The organism is Sphingomonas sp. CFBP 13728 (assembly GCF_014841895.1).
Classification (GTDB): Bacteria; Pseudomonadota; Alphaproteobacteria; order Sphingomonadales; family Sphingomonadaceae; genus Sphingomonas.
On the sequence record NZ_JACYUS010000001.1, the window covers coordinates 1,820,170 to 1,839,210 of the forward strand.

At 66.6% G+C, this 19,041-nt stretch carries 22 protein-coding genes; 2 read left to right on the plus strand and 20 right to left on the minus strand.

The genetic code is table 11. The features are described from left to right. Position 1: 1 nt before the first annotated feature. From IFT67_RS08175 to IFT67_RS08260, 18 genes are all read right to left on the minus strand, one after another. A complete protein-coding gene (locus IFT67_RS08175; RefSeq protein WP_192146111.1) occupies positions 2 to 373 on the minus strand; it encodes a C40 family peptidase in 372 nt (123 codons plus the stop codon). Beyond that, complete coding sequence (locus IFT67_RS08180) at positions 370 to 1,167, minus strand: phage/gene transfer agent baseplate hub protein (protein WP_192146113.1); 798 nt, start codon at positions 1,165 to 1,167, stop codon at positions 370 to 372. Before IFT67_RS08180 ends, IFT67_RS08175 begins: the two co-directional genes overlap by 4 nt. A gap of 173 nt (positions 1,168 to 1,340) precedes the next feature. Beyond that, complete coding sequence (locus tag IFT67_RS08185) at positions 1,341 to 3,614, minus strand: DUF2460 domain-containing protein (protein WP_192146114.1); 2,274 nt, start codon at positions 3,612 to 3,614, stop codon at positions 1,341 to 1,343. A 193-nt stretch (positions 3,615 to 3,807) separates the two neighbouring features. Then, positions 3,808 to 4,329: a tail tape measure protein gene (locus tag IFT67_RS08190; RefSeq protein ID WP_342450585.1), complete on the minus strand. Its 522-nt coding sequence runs from the start codon at positions 4,327 to 4,329 to the stop codon at positions 3,808 to 3,810. Beyond that, positions 4,322 to 4,513, minus strand: coding sequence for a phage tail assembly chaperone (locus IFT67_RS08195; RefSeq protein ID WP_192146116.1), 192 nt, complete (start codon positions 4,511 to 4,513; stop codon positions 4,322 to 4,324). Before IFT67_RS08195 ends, IFT67_RS08190 begins: the two co-directional genes overlap by 8 nt. After that, positions 4,510 to 4,824, minus strand: coding sequence for a gene transfer agent family protein (locus IFT67_RS08200; protein WP_133032131.1), 315 nt, complete (start codon positions 4,822 to 4,824; stop codon positions 4,510 to 4,512). Before IFT67_RS08200 ends, IFT67_RS08195 begins: the two co-directional genes overlap by 4 nt. Before the next feature lie 167 nt (positions 4,825 to 4,991). Continuing rightward, positions 4,992 to 5,399, minus strand: coding sequence for a phage tail tube protein (locus IFT67_RS08205; protein WP_192146118.1), 408 nt, complete (start codon positions 5,397 to 5,399; stop codon positions 4,992 to 4,994). Positions 5,400 to 5,410: 11 nt separating this feature from the next. Beyond that, positions 5,411 to 5,761: a tail completion protein gp17 gene (gene gp17 / locus IFT67_RS08210; protein ID WP_192146120.1), complete on the minus strand. Its 351-nt coding sequence runs from the start codon at positions 5,759 to 5,761 to the stop codon at positions 5,411 to 5,413. 29 nt (positions 5,762 to 5,790) lie between these two features. After that, the gene (locus tag IFT67_RS08215) at positions 5,791 to 6,339 is read right to left on the minus strand and encodes a head-tail connector protein (protein ID WP_192146122.1); all 549 of its coding nucleotides are present in this window, start codon (positions 6,337 to 6,339) and stop codon (positions 5,791 to 5,793) included. A 170-nt stretch (positions 6,340 to 6,509) separates the two neighbouring features. After that, complete coding sequence (locus IFT67_RS08220; RefSeq protein ID WP_056052664.1) at positions 6,510 to 7,511, minus strand: phage major capsid protein; 1,002 nt, start codon at positions 7,509 to 7,511, stop codon at positions 6,510 to 6,512. 235 nt (positions 7,512 to 7,746) lie between these two features. Then, positions 7,747 to 8,145: an HK97 family phage prohead protease gene (locus IFT67_RS08225; protein WP_342450586.1), complete on the minus strand. Its 399-nt coding sequence runs from the start codon at positions 8,143 to 8,145 to the stop codon at positions 7,747 to 7,749. Next, the gene (locus tag IFT67_RS08230; protein ID WP_183129183.1) at positions 8,133 to 8,438 is read right to left on the minus strand and encodes a DUF6127 family protein; all 306 of its coding nucleotides are present in this window, start codon (positions 8,436 to 8,438) and stop codon (positions 8,133 to 8,135) included. The genes IFT67_RS08225 and IFT67_RS08230 overlap by 13 nt, the downstream gene beginning before the upstream one ends. Next, positions 8,438 to 9,559 (minus strand): phage portal protein, encoded by a 1,122-nt coding sequence (locus tag IFT67_RS08235; protein ID WP_192146124.1) that lies wholly within the window; start codon positions 9,557 to 9,559, stop codon positions 8,438 to 8,440. Before IFT67_RS08235 ends, IFT67_RS08230 begins: the two co-directional genes overlap by 1 nt. Positions 9,560 to 9,729: 170 nt before the next feature. Continuing rightward, the gene (locus IFT67_RS08240) at positions 9,730 to 11,088 is read right to left on the minus strand and encodes a DNA-packaging protein (protein ID WP_244647202.1); all 1,359 of its coding nucleotides are present in this window, start codon (positions 11,086 to 11,088) and stop codon (positions 9,730 to 9,732) included. Further along, positions 11,085 to 11,900 (minus strand): hypothetical protein, encoded by an 816-nt coding sequence (locus tag IFT67_RS08245; protein ID WP_192146126.1) that lies wholly within the window; start codon positions 11,898 to 11,900, stop codon positions 11,085 to 11,087. The genes IFT67_RS08240 and IFT67_RS08245 overlap by 4 nt, the downstream gene beginning before the upstream one ends. A gap of 304 nt (positions 11,901 to 12,204) precedes the next feature. After that, the gene (locus tag IFT67_RS08250; protein ID WP_192146128.1) at positions 12,205 to 12,597 is read right to left on the minus strand and encodes a PIN-like domain-containing protein; all 393 of its coding nucleotides are present in this window, start codon (positions 12,595 to 12,597) and stop codon (positions 12,205 to 12,207) included. After that, the gene (locus IFT67_RS08255; RefSeq protein ID WP_192146130.1) at positions 12,594 to 13,295 is read right to left on the minus strand and encodes a DUF433 domain-containing protein; all 702 of its coding nucleotides are present in this window, start codon (positions 13,293 to 13,295) and stop codon (positions 12,594 to 12,596) included. Before IFT67_RS08255 ends, IFT67_RS08250 begins: the two co-directional genes overlap by 4 nt. A 161-nt stretch (positions 13,296 to 13,456) precedes the next feature. Further along, positions 13,457 to 14,326 carry a 3-hydroxyacyl-CoA dehydrogenase NAD-binding domain-containing protein gene (locus tag IFT67_RS08260; RefSeq protein WP_192146132.1) on the minus strand — a complete coding sequence of 290 codons (870 nt, stop codon included), beginning with the start codon at positions 14,324 to 14,326 and terminating at the stop codon, positions 13,457 to 13,459. A 71-nt stretch (positions 14,327 to 14,397) separates the two neighbouring features. Between IFT67_RS08260 and IFT67_RS08265 the strand changes: the two genes are divergently transcribed. Both IFT67_RS08265 and IFT67_RS08270 read left to right on the plus strand, forming a co-directional pair. Further along, positions 14,398 to 15,513, plus strand: a complete 1,116-nt coding sequence (locus IFT67_RS08265) for a DUF1176 domain-containing protein (RefSeq protein WP_192146134.1) — start codon at positions 14,398 to 14,400, stop codon at positions 15,511 to 15,513. Between the two features lie 236 nt (positions 15,514 to 15,749). Next, positions 15,750 to 16,070, plus strand: coding sequence for a hypothetical protein (locus tag IFT67_RS08270; RefSeq protein WP_055879890.1), 321 nt, complete (start codon positions 15,750 to 15,752; stop codon positions 16,068 to 16,070). A 701-nt stretch (positions 16,071 to 16,771) separates the two neighbouring features. Here IFT67_RS08270 and egtD read toward each other — a convergent pair. Together egtD and egtB are read right to left on the minus strand one after the other, a co-directional pair. Further along, positions 16,772 to 17,749, minus strand: a complete 978-nt coding sequence (gene egtD / locus IFT67_RS08275) for an L-histidine N(alpha)-methyltransferase (RefSeq protein WP_192146136.1) — start codon at positions 17,747 to 17,749, stop codon at positions 16,772 to 16,774. Then, positions 17,749 to 19,017, minus strand: a complete 1,269-nt coding sequence (gene egtB, locus IFT67_RS08280) for an ergothioneine biosynthesis protein EgtB (protein WP_192146138.1) — start codon at positions 19,015 to 19,017, stop codon at positions 17,749 to 17,751. The genes egtD and egtB overlap by 1 nt, the downstream gene beginning before the upstream one ends. Between the last annotated feature and the right edge of the window lie 24 nt (positions 19,018 to 19,041).

A 19,041-nucleotide genomic window follows, 5' to 3' on the forward strand; every position in this document is an offset into this window, starting at 1 on the left:
GTCACACCCCCATCCGCCAAACACCGAGCACCGGCCAGGGCGGCATCCCCGGCCGCTCCACCACGCGCCGCAACCCCGCGTCCGCATGCACGAACCCCGCCGCCGTCCTGATCCCGAGATGAAGCTGCCCCGGCCCCGCCGCCATCAACAGCACGTCGCCCGCCTCCGCCTCGGCAACCCGCACCAGAACCCGATCAAGCAAACCCCAATCGTTCCCCCGCAGCGCATACCCTCTCGGAACCTCACCGAGATAACCGCCAGCCCGAAGCGCCAGCGCCACCAGCCCGACGCAATCGAGCCCGTCTGCGCCTCGCCCATGCAACCGAAACCGCGTCCCCACCGCCGCAACGGCAGCCGCCGCAACCGCGCTCAAGCCCCAGGATACCGCGTGAGCAAATCGATCCCCGGCAAATGCGGCTCCCCCCGAAAGTTCACCGCATTCCCGAACCGTCCCGCACAGGTGGCGAGACTCTTGTCACACCCCTCCATCACCTCGACGAGAGCACCGATTTCAACCACGAAAGCCGGCACCGCCCGCAAAGTAACCGCCACCCCGACACCCCGCGCGATCGCGCTCTCCAACCCGCAATTCTCGCCGCCGAACCAGCGCAGCAGCCCACCCCCAAGCCCCTCGGCGCTCGAGTCCAGCGTCACCACCGCCCCCTCGCAAGCAACAACCCGGCCGAACCTACGCCGCCCCGCCATCGCCACCCGACACCGCCGATCGCCCAGCTCCGCGCGACATTCCGGCGAAGTCTCTTCCACCACAGCCCGATCCAGCGCAGCACTCGCCCCCCGCAACTCCGCGGTGAACCCCGCATCCCCCAGCTCGACCGCCCCGATCACCCCCTCGCCCAACTCCACCCGCGAGGTCGGATCGGTCCAGTCCACCGCAAACAGCACCACCCGAGCCCCATCCCAGCGCCCGCTCAGCAGATCCCGCTCGCCAATCGCGGCGCTCGTCAAAGCCCCCGCCACATCCATCGTATCCGCCTCCAGCCCGTCACTTCGCTGGATCGCCGAAGGAGTCATCCCCGGCGCAGCCCGGTGCACCAGCCCGTCCACCACCAGGTCCCGGTCATGCGCGGTCAAGCCCACCGCCACCCCATCCCGCCGCTCGATCCGCCAGCACAACGCGATCGTCGCCAGCTCAGCATCCAGAAACATGAAAGCCTCCTCCGAAAGCATACCCTCTCCCCTCCGGGGAGAGGGAGGGGCCCGCGTGCCCTTGCGCGTGGGAGGGTGAGGGGCGTGAGGCACGGGACACAAATCCCAACCACCCCTCACCCTTCCGTCGCCAAGCGGCTCCTCCTTCCCTCTCCCCGCAGGGGAGAGGGAAACTAAGCCTCCCGCACCTCGACCAACGGCACACTCGCCGCCACCCCAGCCAGGAACGTAGCCCGAGCCACGCTCAACCGATCCTCGGCAAACCGAACCGGCACATCGAACGCAAACCCCGCCGTCACCACCGCCCCAGAAGCAGGCGCCACATCCAGCACCACCCACCCCCCAGCCTCCACGGAAAACGCCAAAGTCCCAACGCCCCCCACAGCCACCGAGACACTACCAGCAACCGGCCGAGTAATCCGCCGCTCAGCCGCACCGTAACACTTCATCAAGGCAAACCGCCGAGCCACCCCATCGCCAACCCCAACGACCTCTCCCACCGCGTCGAAGTCGAAAGGATCACGCAACCGAAACCCCCGCGCCGCCCCCATCCGCGCCCGAAAGAACGCCAGCAGCACCGCGATATCCGCCTCGCTCCGCAACCCCGGCCCGACATCATACGACGTCCGAGCCTCCGCCCAGGCCGCGTTGCGCGCCTCCCGCCCCCCGGCACTCGTCAAAATCGCCGTAGAAAACCCAGGCGCCACCTCCGCCTCACGCCCCAGCGCCAACGGAAACAGCACCTCATCGAACGCGTCCACGGCATCCTCCTGTTCCGTATCGAAATGCACGAACCCATCCCGCATCACCTGCGGCAGCGCCCACAGAAACGTCTCCGCCACCCCCCGCGCCCGCGCCACCTCGGCAGCGGCTTCGATCAGCCCCCACTGCACGGCCTGGTCAGGCCGCAACACGAATCCGGACAGATAATGCTGCCTCTCGACCGGATACCCCAGCCGCGCGAACGCCACCGCCACGCCCTCCGCGGACGACGCCGAATCCCCCGCCGTCACCCAGTCGTAATCCTCCAGCTGCAGCACATCGAACGCAGGGCTCGCCCACCCCACCGGCATGTTCGCGCGCTTCGCCTCCGGCGCCGCCGCATCCAGCACGGTCGGCAGATACGTCAGCAGATGCGTCACACACCCCGGCGCCTCCGCCCGCACCGCCGCGACAAGCGCAGCGGTAGACGCCGCCAGACACACCCCGGCCGCATCCAGCGTCGCGATCCGCGCCGGCGTCTTGGGCCCCAGAATGCTCCCCATCGCCACCGGCGCAAACGCCGCCACCGCGCTCGCGTCGTACAGGCAAGGCCGCCCATCCGGCATCACCCACCACCACGGCTCGCCGACCTGGAACTTCGCCGCCAACCCCGCCGCAACCGCGATACCCAGAAAAGCCCGCGCGACCGCCTGGAGATACCCCATCGCCCCGCCATGCGCCGGCGACAGCAGCGTCGAAGGCGGCTCCCACCCCGTCAGCGCGGGCGCGCCATCGGCCGCCCGCTGCTTCCAGTCGTTCCAGCAATGCGCATCGAACAGCTCGTAACTCAGCGACCAGATCACGTCATAGCCAAGCGCCTTCGCCCGCGCCGCAAAATCCCGGTGCCACGCGGCACACGCAACGTTCAGCACGCCCCCCGCCGCCGAAACGTAGAACCCGCCGCCAAGCGCCTCGAGCCGGAAATAATGGCTCATCCCGATATAATGCGTGATGCTCCCCCGGTACCCCAGATGCAGCGCATTCCGCAGCAACCGCGCCGGCGTCAGATTATAACTGTCGTCATATCCGCCCGCGATCCGAACCCCGTGCTCGGGCACGACGGCATCGCCGATCGCCAGCACGGCCCCCGGCCCCTCGCAAACGAGATCGGTCCACTCGACCCACCCCTCGCGCGGCGCAGCCAGCGGAACATCGACCTCGGTATAGTCCGGCGGCACCACCGACACGAACATCCGGTCGATATCCCCCGCCCACACCGGATCGCTATCCTCGGGCAGCTCATACCCGCCCACCATCGCCCCGAAATCGAGCGAAACGACCGCATCCTCCGGCGTCCCCACCGCATAATTCCACAACCGCACATACCAGGACCGCGCCACCCCAGCCGCATCCCGCCCCTCGATCGTCAAGGTCGGGCCGTTAATGGCATCCAACGCCATCACCCCCGAAGACCGCCACCGAAACCGCAACCGACAGTCCCGAAAATCGCGCGAAGTCTCATACTTCAGCAAAGGATGATCGAAGCGGTCCACCGCCTCCCAGATCACCCCGGCCAGATCGTCCGCCTTATAGAAAACCGCATCCACCCGCAGCGAAGCGGGGCCGGTAGTCACCACCGAAGCCATCATCGGCCGCGGAAAATCCACCGTCCAGAACCGAGGATCGAACCGAGACACAAGCCCCTCGACCTGCACAGTCCGAGCAGAGCAAAGCCAATGCGCCATAAGGATCTCCTCACTATTCCCTCGCCCCTACGGGGAGAGGGAGGGGCCCGCGCGCCCTTGCGCGTGCGAGGGAGAGGGGCGTGAGGCTAGGAACCCAAATCCCAACCACCCCTCACCCTCCCGTCGCAAGAGCTCCTCCTTCCCTCTCCCCGAAAGGGAGAGGGACAAGGTCACTCCACGGCCAAAGCCGCCTTCACAGCCCGAGCCACCTGCCGGCTCGACTGAGCCGTACCCCAGGCGCACTCCCCCCGGCAGCATTCACCGTGATAGCCACCCTCACCTCGCGCACGCCCCCCGACGCGCCAACCTCGACCCGCCCGCTAGAAGTAGGCACGAAAACCTCCGCCCCCCGCTCGCCAACAACATAAGCCCGCCCCGGCGACACCGGCCCACCAGTCGCCCGCCCCGGCAACCCACCAACCAGCCCGGCAAGCGCCCCACTCAAACCCCCACCACGCAACACAGACTGCACCCCAGCCTTCAAAGCCGCCGAGGCGATCGCATCCAGCGCCGACAGAGCGACCCCCTTCAACTCCTCGAACCCCAGCTTCCCAGACCGAACCGCGCGCAACAGCCCCGCCTCCAACCGCAACGCAGCCCGCTCGGCTCCAGCCCCAAGCACCCCCTCCAGCTCCCCCCGCATCGCCTCGACGTCACGCGAGAACCCGGTCGTATCCGCCCGCACGCTCACCAGCGCAGCATCAAGATCATCCATCAGGAAAAGCCCCCCTCAACCGCGCGATCGTCGAAGCATCGGGCGGCGCCGTCACATCGCCCACCAAAGCCCCCACGACCCCCGCCAATTCCGCCGGCGTAGCCCGCCAGAACACCTCCGGCGCCCACCCCAACACCGCGCCAGCAAAGCCGGCCAACCGCGCCGCATTGTCGGAAAACGTCACTTCCCCGCCAGGATCTGCCGCAACAGCCCCCGCAACACCGGCGTCACCGCCGCCAGCCCCGCCTCGACGACCGCCTCCCCCAACCGCTCCCGCGTAACCCCCTCGGGACACTCGCGCAGGCAATGCCAGAACAGCCCCACCATCTCCCCGATCCCAAGCTTCCCCTCCGCCGCGCGCTCGACGAGCGCAAACAAAGGCCCCAACTCCCCCTCAGCCGCCACAAGCGCAGCAAAGCTAGGCCGAAGCACAAGCACCTCCCCCCCGACCCGAAGAGACCCCTCCCCCCGAACCGGATTCGCCAAATCACCCATGAGAATTCTCCAAAAACCCCCTCGCCCCTCCGGGGAGAGGGAGGGGCCCGCGCGCCCTTGCGCGTGGGAGGAAGAGGGGAGTGAGGCTAAGGACGCCAGTCCCAAAACCCCTCACCCTCCCGTCGCAAGAGCTCCTCCCTCCCTCTCCCCGACGGGGAGAGGGAAAGTTAAGCAACAACAACAGCCCCGGAACTCTCCAGGCTAAGCGTATAAGACCGCTCCCCATTGAAATCCCCGACGTAATCCAGCCGAGACACCAGGAACTTACCCGTCATCGTATCGCCCCCCTCGAACGCCAGCCGATAATCATCGAGCACGCCGGTCAGCGCGCTAGCCTTCACCCGCAACTCCGCCACCGACCCGGTAAAAACCCCAGCCCCCGAAACGGACACACTCCGAACCCCAGCCCCCGACAGCAACTGCCGCCACCCGCCGGAATCCTTCGTCGTGACAACGATAGCCTCCCCATTCACCGACATCTGCGTCGTCCGCAGCCCGGCCACCGTCGCGTAGACCACCGGCACCGCCCCGTTCCCCACCTTCAGCAGGAACGCACTTCCCTTCTCCACCGCCATGTCGATCTCCTTCAGCTCTCGCGGTACATCCGCACCAGAAACTCCGACGTCCCCCGCCACCGATCTCCGACCCGCAGCACCCGAGACCGAACCAGCGCCAACCGAACCACCCGCCACCCCTCGCCAAGATCGGGCGGCAGCGCCTCCAACCCCTCCTCCGCCACTGCCAGCAGAGCCCGCAACCGAACCGGCCGCCCCCCCCCATCGAACAGCGTCAGCAGAACGCGCCCTTCCCGCCCGACCCAGGTCTTCGTGCTCCAGTCCGACAACACCGGCTCGTCGACCACCGCATACGGTAGCCCCCCGCGCACCGGCGGCGCATCGAACACGCTGACATCCAGCACCGCATTCAGCCGAGCCACGATCGCCGCCTGCAAGACCACCCGCCCACTCACGAATGCACCGCAGCGGACAACCGCATCCGCCGATAAGGCCGCCACAAAGCCGCCACCGCAGCCGGCGGCGCGACATCGCTCTCCCGGTGATCGAACAGATGCGCCACCAGCATCGCCACCCCCTGCGCGATCGGCGCCGGCACCGCCTCGAAACTCAAGGCCAGCCCCGCCGAATACGCCACAGCCACCCGCCCGGCCGATCCCGCGGCAAGAACCCGAACCCACCCGACCCCATCCGCATCGATATCGACAGCATACGCCCCGACCGCCAACACGAACGGCGCCCCCTCGCCAGGCAACCCGGTCAGCCCGGAAATCACGGTGACGGGCGCGACCAACAACCGCCGCCACCCCGCCGCACTGGTCACCACATCCTCGAACGGCCGCACAATCACCGCCGCCCCCAGAAAAGCCTCCCCCAGCAGCAACGCCGTCTGCGCCAACCGCGCCAGCACGACGTCCTCCCCCGTCTCCACCCGCAACAAAGCCCTAGCCGCGACGACCACCTCAGCGATCACCCCGGCAGAAATCGCCGACCCCGTCATAACGATGTCTCCAAAACTTCCCTCGCCCCTCCGGGGAGAGGGAGGGGCCCGCGTGCCCTTGCACGTGGGAGGGAGAGGGGAGTGAGGCTCGGGACGTGAATCCCAACTCCCCCTCACCCTCCCGTCGCAGGTGCTCCTCCTTCCCTCTCCCCGACGGGGAGAGGGACAGCTCAAGCCACCGAGAACTTCAGCAACTTGATAGCCTCGGAGTTCGTCACGCACCCACCGACCCGCTTGGTCGCGTAGAAATTCACGAAAGGCTTGTTCGAATACGGATCGCGCAGGATCCCCGTCTCGGTCCGCTCGGCGATAATATACCCCGCGCGGAAATTCCCGAACGCGATCGCCAGCGCATTGGCGGCAATATCCGGCATGTCCTCGGCCTCCACCACCGGATACCCCAGCAGCGTAGCCGGCACCCCAGCCGCCAGCGAAGGTGCCCAGACGAACGCGCCGTCGGTGGTCTTGAACTTCCGGATCCGCGCCAGCGTCGCCGCATTCATGACAAAGCTGGCCCCCTGCCGATAAGGCCCGCGCAACGACTGAACCAGATCGATCAACCGCTCCTGCGGGTTCGCCGAAAAGTCCCCCGCAGTCCCGCTCGCGAGATACTGCAAAGTCCCGAAAGCCCGCACGCCATCCGCAGTCGCCGCAGTAGCCGACGTCAGAAACCCCTTAGGCCGCGACACACCGGAACCCGACACGAAAGCCGCCCCCTCGGCCTTAGCAAACTCCATCGCGATCTCGCCCGCCAGCCACTCCTCGACATCGAACGCGGCATCATCCAGCATCGCCTGGCTAGCCGAAGGATTGGCATACAACTCCCCCGTAGGCGGCGCGATCTCGACGAACACCGGCGAAGCGGTCTCCGGCCGAGCCGCATTCTCCGCCGCCCAACCGGAAGGCGTACCGCCCGTGGTCACGAGCTTGCGATACCCGGCCGAGCCAACCTTCACGACATTGGCGATCGACCGGATCGGCGACACCGCCTTCAGCAGCGTATCGATCTGAGCATCGATCTCCCGCGGCACCGCAAACCCGCCGGCATCCCCCGTAACCCCGGTAAAAGCCTTCATCTCCAGCGTAGCGCCCGTCCGAACGAACCCCGCAAACGCCGCATTCTGCGCCAAGGGGGAAGCTCCCGCCAAAACCGGCCGGTCAACAACACTCATGTCCATCTCCTCGCATGAAACGAAAAAAGGCGCCCCGCAGGACGCCTCATGAAACTCAAAATTCCCTCGCCCCTCCGGGGAGAGGGAGGGGCCCGCGCGCCCTTGCGCGTGGGAGGGAGAGGGGCGTGAGGCACGGAACGCCCGCGCCAATCACCGTTCTCCTGCGAACGCAGGAGCCTAGGGTCACACGCGTCTCACCCCTCGACCCTGGATTCCTGCGTCCGCAGGAAAACGATCACGCCACGATGTCCACCACCTCAACCCGAGCCAAAGCCTGCATCGGCACCGCCACCAAACTAACCTCCGCCAGCTCGACCGACAGCAACTCCCGCCGAACCCCCTGCCGCACGGACGTCGCCCGATACCCAACCGACAACCCAGCCACCGCCCCAGACCGCACCAGCCGAGCCAGCTCAACATCCGAAACCACCCCCTCGACCCGCAACCCCCGCGCATCCTCCCGAACCGAGGCCAGCAAGCCAACCGCCACACCACGATGCTGCCACAACAAAGGCACCACCCCAGCCCCAGCAAAAGCCCCCCGCCGCATCACATCCCCAGCCCGATCGACAACATCGAACACCGCCGCATACCCCGCGAAAGCCACCGTCCCCGCGCCCGTCACTTCAACCACGCAGCAAACCCCAGTTTCACCGCCAACCCCGCCAGCATCAGCGCCATCGCCAGCCGAGCGATCCACCCCACCACCGCCTTCCAAACCGACCGCTTCGCATCCCGCCAGGCCGCCAACAGCTCGCGCAACTCCGCCACATCCTCCCGAGCCCGCTCGTCACTCAACGCCACCCGCGCCAAAGCCCGAGCCGCCCCCAACTCCCCAGCCTCCTCCACGATCGCCCGAAGCGTCACCAGGTCCACACCCCGCTCAGCCCCCTGCCGCATCAACTGCGCCAAAACCGCCCCATCCATCAGACCACCTCCTGAATTTCCAGCAGAGCCCGCTTCTCCGCATCGCTAAGAAACGAAGCCCCGCTCACCATCCCCCAAAGCCGCTCGCGATCCTCCGCCAGCGCCGGCACCCGGTCGAGATCGACCGAAATCGCCGCCCCGTCGAACCACCCGGCCAGCCCCTGCGCGATCCCGCCCAGCACCGCGGTCGCCAGCGGCAAGATCGCCAGCCGCCACAGCGCCCGGTTCGCCTCCCGGTAATTCGCATAGGAATTGTCCCCCGGCAGCCCGAGCAGCATCGGCGGCACCCCGAACGCCAGCGCGATCTCCCGCGCAGCCGCCGCCTTCGTGCCCACGAAATCCATATCCGCCGGCGACAAGCTCAACGCCTGCCACCTGAGCCCCCCCTCCAGCAGCATCGGCCGCCCCGCATTCCCCGCCCCCGAGAACGACGCCTCCAGCTCGCCCCGCAACCGCTCGAACTGCTCGGTCGACAACGTCGCGCCGTCCTTGGGATCGTACATCAACGCCCCCGAAGGCCGCGCCGCATTGTCGAGCAAAGCCTTGTTCCACCGCGCCGCCGCATTGTGGATCGCCACCGCCCCCGAAGCCGCCCCCAGGCACCCCAACCCATAATGGTCATCGACCGGATTGAAGCTCTTCAGGTGGATCACCTCGGGCCGAACCGGATCCGCGTGCAACCGCGAAACCCGCTCCCCGACCCGGTACCGATATGCCGCCGGCCACCCGCTAGCATCCGGCTCGACGGTCACCCGCTCCGGCCGCAGCGCATAAAGCTCGGCCGCCCCGCCCTCGACGTCGCGCAGCACCTGCACATACGCATTGCCGTGCAGCATCAGGTGCGCCGCCACCGTCTCGATCAGCGTCTGCCCACCCGACCGCACCGTCGCCAGCGCCAGCAACGCCGGATCCGACGCAACGATCGGCGCGCTCCCCAGCCCCTCCACCACCAGCTTCACCGCCCGTTGCGCAATCGGATTGTCGAGATACGCCTCGCGCACCTGAGCCTCGTAACTCCGCGGCCACTCGCCAGACGCGGAGCCCCCGACCGCGCCCGCCGAAGACCGAGACAACACCGGCCGCGACTCATCGCGCCCGGATTTCCACCCGAACAATTTCATGCCGATCTCCTCTAAATTCCCTCGCCCCTCCGGGGAGAGGGAGGGGACCGCGCGCCCTTGCGCGTGGGAGGGAGAGGGGAGTGAGGCTAAGGACCAGCAATCCCAACCACCCCTCACCCTCCCGTCGCAAGAGCTCCTCCTTCCCTCTCCCCGAAAGGGAGAGGGAAAACCTAAAGCACCCGCACAGAAACCCGCGCCCGCGGCCCCAGCATCACCTCGGTCATCGCCCAAACAAGAGCATCAGCCCGATCCGGCGACCGCCCCGGCCCCTCATACCCCCCGCCCGCGATCAGCCCGCAAAGCTCATCCTCCAGGTCCGGAAAAGCCCCCACATGCCAGGCCCGCCCGGACTCATACAAAGCCGCCACTGGCTCAGCCCGCGCCACCTTCCCAAGCGACGCATGCACCAGCTTCACCGGCATCGCCCGGTCAGCGCCGGAAAGAACGCTCCCCACCATAGTCCCCCCCTGGTTGGCCTCCGCGATCACCCGGTCCGCCCCATGCCGCGCCGCGCACTCGGCAACAGCCCGAGCCCACCCCTCAGGACTGGCCCCAGATACGCTGGCGTCCTCCAGCACATACGCAAACCCGTTATCCCCCAGCGCCACCACCACGATCCCGCAAGCATCCCCAGGCCCCCCGGAAACACTCCCCGCCGGAGGATCCACCCCAACGACAACCCGCACGACGGCAGGCGCAAAAGCCACCCGCCGGGACTCCACCAGTTCCCGCGTCCAAAGCGCCCCCACGACATCCTCGATCAGCTCGCCATCCAGCTCCTGCCGTCCCAACCGAGTCCCCGCATACGACGCAGTCACCGCCTCGACGAAGCTCACCGGCAGATGCACATTATCGCGCGTCCGCCCCTGCGACCGCACCACCCCCGGCAGCGCCAATATCCGCCGCAGCAACGCCACCGGCTTAGGCGTCGTCGTCACCACGATTCGCGGCAGCGTCCCCAGCCGAAGCCCCATCATCAGATTGTCCCACGTCGCATTCCCGTTGCGCCACTTGGCCACCTCGTCGCACCACGCCACATGATGCTCGGGCCCGCGCAACCCCTCCGGCGCCTCAGCAGAATACGCCGAAGCCAACGTCCCATTGGCAAACCGCGGCTCTCCCAAGCCAGCCCGCCAAACCGGATCCTCGTCATCGCGCGCGACGGCGAGCAACCCGCTCTCCCCCTCGATCATCACCCGCCGCACATCATCGACGGTCGCCCCGACCAGCGCGATCCGAGCCCCAGGATTGTCCCGCGCCACCTGGCTGACCCACTCCGCCCCAGCCCGAGTCTTCCCGAACCCCCGCCCCGCCAGGATCACCCAGATCCGCCAGTCGTCCGCCGCGGTACCAGCCCGCGTGCGCGCGCCGAGATGCTGCCCCGGATGCGCCCACACCTCCCACCGATCATGCAGTTCCCGCCGCTGCGCCGTGGTCAGCGCACCCAGCACCCAATCCGCCCGCGTCCGCGGCAACATCGCCAGCTCCGCCACCGGATCGCGCACCGGAGCCCCCTCGTCCGCACTCATTCCGAAGGCGTTCCGGGCACGCCGGCCCGCTCGGCTCCATCATTTTCGACGGCGCGCTGCTCGACCACCGTGCCTTCGACCACCCCGCCTTCGACCACCCCGCCTTCGACCACCTTGCCTTCGACCACCTTGCCTTCGATCCGCTTGACCTCCTTCGCCGCGATCCGCCGCGCCAGCGCATCGAGCTGCTTGATCAACGCCGCATCGGTCTCCTCCGCCGAAGCCCGCGCCTTGCGCCCGCGACCCCCTGCCGTACCCGCAACCCGATCCGTATTCCGCGCCAGCAACCGCAGCGCCAGGTCGACACTCGTTATGGTCGGCGTACCACCCGGCGAGCCCATGATCACGCCACTGCCACCTCCCGCACCAGCGCCAACCTCGCGCCCGACACCCGGAACCACCGCATCCCCGCCACCGTCCGCCGCCCGAGCCGCCGCTTCCGCGCGCCGCCGCTCGGCCCCGAAGCCTTCGGTCTTCGCCTCGCCGCACGTCGCCGCCCGCGCCTGCTCGATCCCCGCCTCGATCGCCGGCGCCGGGTCGATCCCCTCCAGCGCCAGCGCCATCAACGCCTGTTCGAGCCGACCATAGCCCTCCGCCAGCGCCTCCCGCCACTGCGCCGCAAACACCGGATCGCGCCGTCGCACGTGATAGGCGCCACAATCGGTCATCCCCATCGCCGCCGCCGAAGCCCGCACGTTGCACGTCGCGCTCAGCATCGCGAAAAACCCCTCGCGCCGTGCCTTGGTCCACCCATCCTTGCGCACCGCGGCGCACTGCACGATCCGATTATCCGCCGCCACCAACCGCACCATCCCCGCTCTCCCGACAACAAGGTCCGCCAGAACGCGAAAAGGCCGGCGACACCCGAGGCTCCCACCCCGACCGTCCCGGCCTCTCTCCGCCCGAGCCACCAGCCCGACCCGCAATTCTTCAGCGTTCCCGTTATGTACCAAACGAGCGTGACGATGTCAAGCGGTTTAACCGATATGGTTCGCGATCGCGCGGCCTACACCAAGCAGCGAGCATGTTTCCCCGCGAAGGCGGGGACCCAGTCTGGGCTCCCGCCTTCGCGGGAGAACGACAAATAGCCAGCCTAACCACCAGCGCCTTGGCTGCTCACAAAGCTCGAAATTGCTCGCCGCGCTGCTGAAGCTCGAACGCCCCAGGCCGTACGTCGCGGGCCAGACCGACCATTCGGTCCCACACGCTCAAGATCCGCGCTGCCTTCTTCGGTAACGGCAACTCCATCACCGCCGCACGCGGAAAGAAACCGACCAGACGGGACCGGAAGAACAACTCCCGCTGGGGACGCCGTCGCGCGATGTTGAGATCGCCGGACAGCACCACCCAATCTCCTTCGGCACCGAGAGCGGGTATCCATTCTTCGTCGAGTAGGTGCGTATCGCCGTATTTGTCACGGTGGCAGACGACCTCGTGATCCCCCTCGAACAACGCTGCCAGCCCCCGCGCGAGTCGCGGTGGAAGGTTGTTGTCGATGAAAAGTTTCAAGCCGCCTTACGCAGTTGGAGATCGCTTTCGAACTTGAGCGCATCGCGGATTGCACGAACGGGTAGATCGTACAGCTTGGCAACTCGCTCTACCGACCCCTCGGCCTTCAGTTCCTGCACGACGCGTGCCGTCAGCAGCCCGGATGCCGCCACGATCGGCTGCCCGAAGGAACGCTCGGGATCGGCAACGATCGTCCGCTTGCCCGGTACCAGCCACCACCGCTCGGCGGCATTGGGCCCAAAATCCAGGTCGGACAGCGACGGCATCACAACGTCGCGGAACACCCGTTGTCTCGCCTTGAGGTCGTACATCGCAGGGTCTTGAACCCCGTCCGTGATATCCAGAAACAGCCTGCGCCCATCGGTCTTGAACGCACGTGTCGAGAACGGCCGTTCGTCGCCAAGCAGATCTCGCGCTGCCGTGATGCAGGCGCGGATGGTCGGCAAACCAAAATGCGCCTTGGTCAGCGCGGCGACGATCCGCGCTTCGACCAGGTCGCGAAAACCGAGAAGCTGGCCATCCGCCTCGACGTCGTACTGAGGCTGCCAGAGGGCCGGTTGCGTGCCCCTTTCGCCGTCATGGCCACCATCATATTCGTAACCGTACAGCCAACGCCGCAGCCGCGCCGCCGTCATCCCGATCAGGCGTGCGGCTTCAGGGATCGTGTAGGCCCCGATTCCATACTGTGCCGCTGTCATTTCAATTCGCCCGTCGGTCGCCGCGCATTCGCCCCTGTGACAGTCAAATGCTCACACATTGCGAAGGCCCGCAATGGACTATCGCAAGACAGGCAATTGCTGCGGCGGTCCCTTCAGATGGTGAAGCACGCCCGATCAGATCACATCGAACCGCGCTCCCTTCACCGAGTAGGCACAGGCTCCGCGCCCGAATAATCATAGAACCCGCGCCCCGTCTTCCGCCCAAACCACCCAGCGTCGACATACTTCACCAGCACCGGCGCCGGCCGGAACTTCGGATCGCCCGTCCCCTCGAACAGCACGCGCGTAATCTCCAGGCACGTATCCAGCCCGATAAAGTCCGCCAGCGTCAGCGGCCCCATCGGATGGTTCAGCCCCAACTGGCACGCCAGGTCGATATCGCGCACGCTCGCCACGCCCTCGCCGAGCGCGAAGCACGCCTCGTTGATCATCGGCATCAGCACCCGGTTGACGATAAAGCCCGGCGCGTCGTTCGCGTGCACCACCTGCTTGCCGAGCTTTTCCGCAAACGCCTCGACCGCCGCCACCGTCGCGTCCGACGTCGCGAGGCCCCGGATCAGCTCGATCGGCCGCATCACCGGCACTGGGTTGAAGAAATGCACCCCCATGAACCGCGCCGCATCGGGTGCCGCCTGTGCGAGGCGCGTGATCGGGATCGACGACGTGTTCGACGCCAGGATCGCATCCGGCCCGAGCACCTTGCCGACCTCGGCGAAGATCGCTCGCTTCACCGCCTCGCGCTCGGTCGCCGCCTCGACCACGATCGCACAGTCGCCCATGTCCGCCACGCTCGCGACCGGCTCGATCAGCGCGAGCGCCGCATCACGCGCCTCGCCCGCGATCTTTTCCTTCTCGACGAGCCGGCCAAGCGCCTTGGCGATCCCCGCCTTGCCCTTAGTCGCAGCCTCCAGCGACACGTCCGCCAGCAGCACGCGGTACCCCGCCTGCGCCGAAACCTGCGCGATCCCCGCGCCCATCTGCCCTGCACCAATCACGCCGATCGTCTGCACATCACTCTCCTGATTTGTTGCCCCCTCCCTAGCCGCTTTTCCCCGCGCAGCCAGAGCGCTAGACGGCAACAATGCTGTGCAAACCGATCTTTTCCGCCCTCGGCCCCCTCGTCGCGCTGCCGCTCGCAGCCTGTTCGCCGAGCCAGCCCGCACCCCAGCCCAAAGCAGAGGCGGCGCCAACGACCGAGCCAGCCCCCGCCGCGCCGACGGCACCTCAGCCAACCCCCGCCACCGACTCGCACACGCTACCGAAACCCGGCGAACTGAAGACCTTCACCGACTGGACCGTCGGCTGCGACAATACGCTCCGCTGCACGCTAGCCTCGCTCCTCCCCGAGACGGGCGGCGGCGACATGATCACGCTCAACCTCACGCGCGAGCCCGGCGCGGCATCGCACGGCGGCGGCAAGATCTCGCTGGCGCTGGAAACCCGCAACGACCAGGCCGCCACCAAGCGCCCGCCCGCCAGCTTCGCGGTCGACGGCAAGGCCATAGCCCTGCGCAACGCCACCGCGCTCGCCGCCGCCATCGCCAACGCCCAGTCGCTCAAAATCCTCGACGCAGACGGCGGCACGCTCGCCACGCTCTCGCTGAAAGGCGCCGCCGCCGCACTCCGCTACATCGACGCGCAACAAGGCCGCGCCGGCAGCACCGACGCGATCGTCGCCAAGGGCCCCGCCACGTCGACCGCCCCCACACCGCCGCTCCCGGTCATAGCCGCGATCGCGCCATCGGGCACCCCCGCAAAGCTTACCGCCACCCAGGTCGCAGCACTCCGCAAACGCGCCACCTGCGACCTCGAAGGCTTCACCCCCGAAACGCACGCGCTCGGCGGCGGCAAGTCGCTGGTGATCTTCCCCTGCTCGACCGGCGCCTATAACCTGATCAGCGCGCTCTTCATCGTCGACGGCGCCAGCATTACCCCAGCCCAACTCGACGCCCCCGCAGGTTTCGAAGCGACCGGCGCGGACGCCGGTACCCCCGTAAAGAGCATCATCAACGGCGACTTCAAGAACGGCATCCTGACCAGCTACGCCAAGGGCCGAGGTCTCGGCGACTGCGGCTCGCACCAGAGCTTCGTCTGGGACGCCACCCGCTTCCGCCTCTCTGAACAAGCCGACATGAGCGAATGCCGCGGCAACATCGATTACATCACGACGTGGCGCGCGAAAGTCGTGCGCCCCTGATTTGCTCCCTCCCCTTAAGGGGAAGGTCGGGGTGGGACATATCCAACAGTAGCTAGATAGCTGGTTAGGCGAGGGGAGCGGAACGGCAGCTTTCGGGAAGGCAGGTGGCATTAGCCGACATTGCGGGGCTCAGCTTTTCCCGAAAAGGATCGAGTTTGAGGAATTAACCGCTGCCTCGTATTGTGGTGTGTGGAACAAGAATATCGGATCAGGCTGTGCAGTCTTACCCTATCGGCATGATCTTACCGGTGCCCGGCTCGGGGCGTCTGGTTCTATTCGAAGCGTATCCGACGAGGGATGTCATTCACCGCGAAATCTGGGGGCGAGAGGTGTTCTTGTTCGACGCCGGCAACCGGCCCGTTTGGCAGATCGCACCGGAACCAGGCGCGACGGACGACATGCACCGGAAGTTCGATGCGACCCGCCCCGCGACCGACACCTTCTCCGCCATCAGCAATATCGAAGGACGATTTTATGCAAGCCGGATCGGCGGTGACACCTTTGTGATCGATATGACGACGGGCGCTGCCTCCTATAGTGGCTGGGCACGGACATAGCCCTTCGTAGCGATCAGATCGCGGGATTGTCGATCTTCGCGCGAGCGTTCCCACAACCAATCGAATTCGGGAATGTCTGGGTTGGGCAGGAAAGCGGAACGGCCGCTTGAAGGCCAAAATTGATGGTTTTAAACCTCGACATTCCACCAAGTCTCCACCAAGTTTGATCAGGAAAACGGGGGCATATCATGATATCCAAACGCCGAACTTTAGCGGTCGCTGCTGTCATTGGAGTAGGTGCGTTAGCGGTAGCCGCTCTGCCGTCGCCCAAACTAAATTTCTGGTATAGTTATCACCCGGCCGCAACCGTCCGAACCGCGACTATCATCTCAACTGCGGTCGACTACGACGGCAATAGTCACGTTCTGTCTATGCGCTGCGTGAAAAGTAGTAGTGGAACATGTCGGTTCGCGGTCAAGGACGGAAGCGGACAACGTCTTGTTTCTGTTGATTCCGGTAAGGCTACCACAGTTTCTGGCGTGCTTGAGAGCGGACAGATCTGCTCGGGTGGCGCGGAGCTATCACCCGCGTCTTGCTCGTGGTCACCAATAAGCGATCCTACATCGGGTTTGAGCTGACAGCCGAAACCCTCTGACTGGAGTTCCGGTTTCGGCATTAACAAACGGCCGCTTGCTGGCTCGCCAACTCCGGCTCGCTACGTCCATGTTTGGGCGATACTGCATCAAGCCGTCGCCCCCTAATCAGGGCGCCGGCCGCTCCACCTGCGCCTCGGCCAGATACACGCCGAACAGCCCTTCGGGATCGGTCCACGCCGCCACCGGCGTCCACCCGCCCGACCGCAGCAAGATCCGCGCATCGCGCGCGCCATATTTATGCGAATTTTCGGTGTGTATCGTCTCGCCCGCAGTCATTTCGAACGATCGTCCGTCGACGGCGAACGCGACGTCGCGCACCGCCTCCAGATGCATCTCGATCCGAGCGCGATCGTCGTTCCAAACCGCCTTGTGCCGGAACGCGTCGACCGGGATATCGCCGTCCAGTTCGCGGTTGATCCGCTCGAGCAGGTTCAGGTTGAACGCCGCCGTCACGCCCTGCGCATCGTCATACGCGGGGACCAGCACGTCCTCGCCCTTGATCCGGTCCATCCCGATCAACAGCATCGCGCCGACGCCAAGCGACGACCGCATCGCGCGCAGCAGATCGACCGCCATCAGCGGGATCATGTTGCCGATAGTCGATCCCGGAAAGAAGCCGAGCTTGGGCGTATCCGCGATCGTCTTCGGCAAGCTCAACGGCCGCATGAAGTCCGCCTCGAACGGCAGCACCAGCAGGTCCGGGAACTGCTCGCCCAGCACCTTCGATGACTCGCGCAGGAAATCCCCTGAGATATCGATCGGCACATAGACCGACGGCGCCACGGCCTCGAGCAAGATCGGCGTCTTGGTCGACGATCCCGAGCCGAACTCGACGACCGCACGCCCTGCGCCGGCAAGCGTCGCCACCTCGGGACATGCCGTCTCCAAAATCGACCGCTCGGTCCGCGTCGGATAATATTCGGGCAGATCCGTGATCTTCTCGAACAACTCCGAACCGCGCCGGTCGTAGAACCACCGCGCCGGGATCGCCCGCGGGCGCCGCGCGAGCCCGTCCAGCACGTCCGCGCGGAATTGCGGATCGGCGAGCGTCTGCTGGCCGTCCTCGATCTCAGGCTTCAACATCAGATATCTTTCGCGAGACGCACGCCGGTGAACTGCCACCGTTGGTGCGGATAGAAGAAATTGCGGTAGCTCGCGCGTGCATGGCCGCGCGGCGTCGCACAGCTGCCACCGCGCAGGATGAACTGCGAACTCATGAACTTGCCGTTATATTCGCCGACGGCGCCGGCCGCGGTCACGAAACCAGGGTAGGGCCGATAGGCGCTGCCGGTCCATTCCCAGACATCGCCGAAAAACCCTGGGCCATTCGCCGCGGGTCGAGGTTCGACCGGCCCCGCGACATCCATCTGGTTGCCGCCAGTGGAGTCGTAGGAGGCCGCAGCCGCCTCCCATTCGAACTCGGTCGGCAACCGGGCGCCGGCCCAACTCGCATACGCATCCGCCTCGAAGAAGCTCACATGCGTCACCGGCGCCGCCGGATCGATCGCGCGCCGCCCGTCGAGCCCGAACCGCGTCCAGCCCGCCTCGCCCTGTTCCCAATAGAGCGGCGCGACGATGCCCTCCGCCTTCACCCAAGCCCAGCCATCCGCCAGCCAATGCCGCGCTTCGGTATAGCCGCCATCGGCAATGAACGCCGCCCATTCGCCATTCGTCACGGTGCGGTCCGCGATGGCATGCGGCACCAGCAGGGCGGCGTGACGCGGTCCCTCGCAATCGAACGCGAACCCGTCGCCGTCATGCCCGACCTCGACGATCCCGCTCTCGCGCGCGATCCAGCCGATCGGCCCCGGCATCTCGACCGGCACTTTCCGCGGCGCCGGCCACATCGCGGGCTCCAGCGGGTTTTCGGAAAACATGTGGAGGATGTCCGTCACCAGCAATTCCTGGTGCTGCTCCTCGTGATGACACCCGAGCGCCACCAAAGCCTGCGCATCCGACGACAACCCAGGCAGCGCATCAAGCAACGCCGCATCGACATGCGCACGATACGCCCGCACTTCGTCGAGCGACGGCCGCGTCACCATCCCCCGCCGATCGCGCGCATGGCGCCGCCCCTCGGCCTCGTAATAGCTGTTGAACAGAAACGGAAAACGCTCGTCGTGGAGCGCATAACCGGCGACGTGATCGCGCAACACGAAAGTCTCGAAGAACCACGTCGTATGCGCCAGATGCCACTTGGTCGGCGACGCATCGTCCATCGACTGCACCGTCGCATCTGCATCCGACAGCGGCGCGGCGAGCGCCAGCGTCAGCGCGCGTACGGCCGAAAAACGCTCACTCAAATCCGACGAATGACCGGGAGTGATATCTGGACGAACAGGCTGCGGCATCGATTATCCTTCAATGCGTCGCCC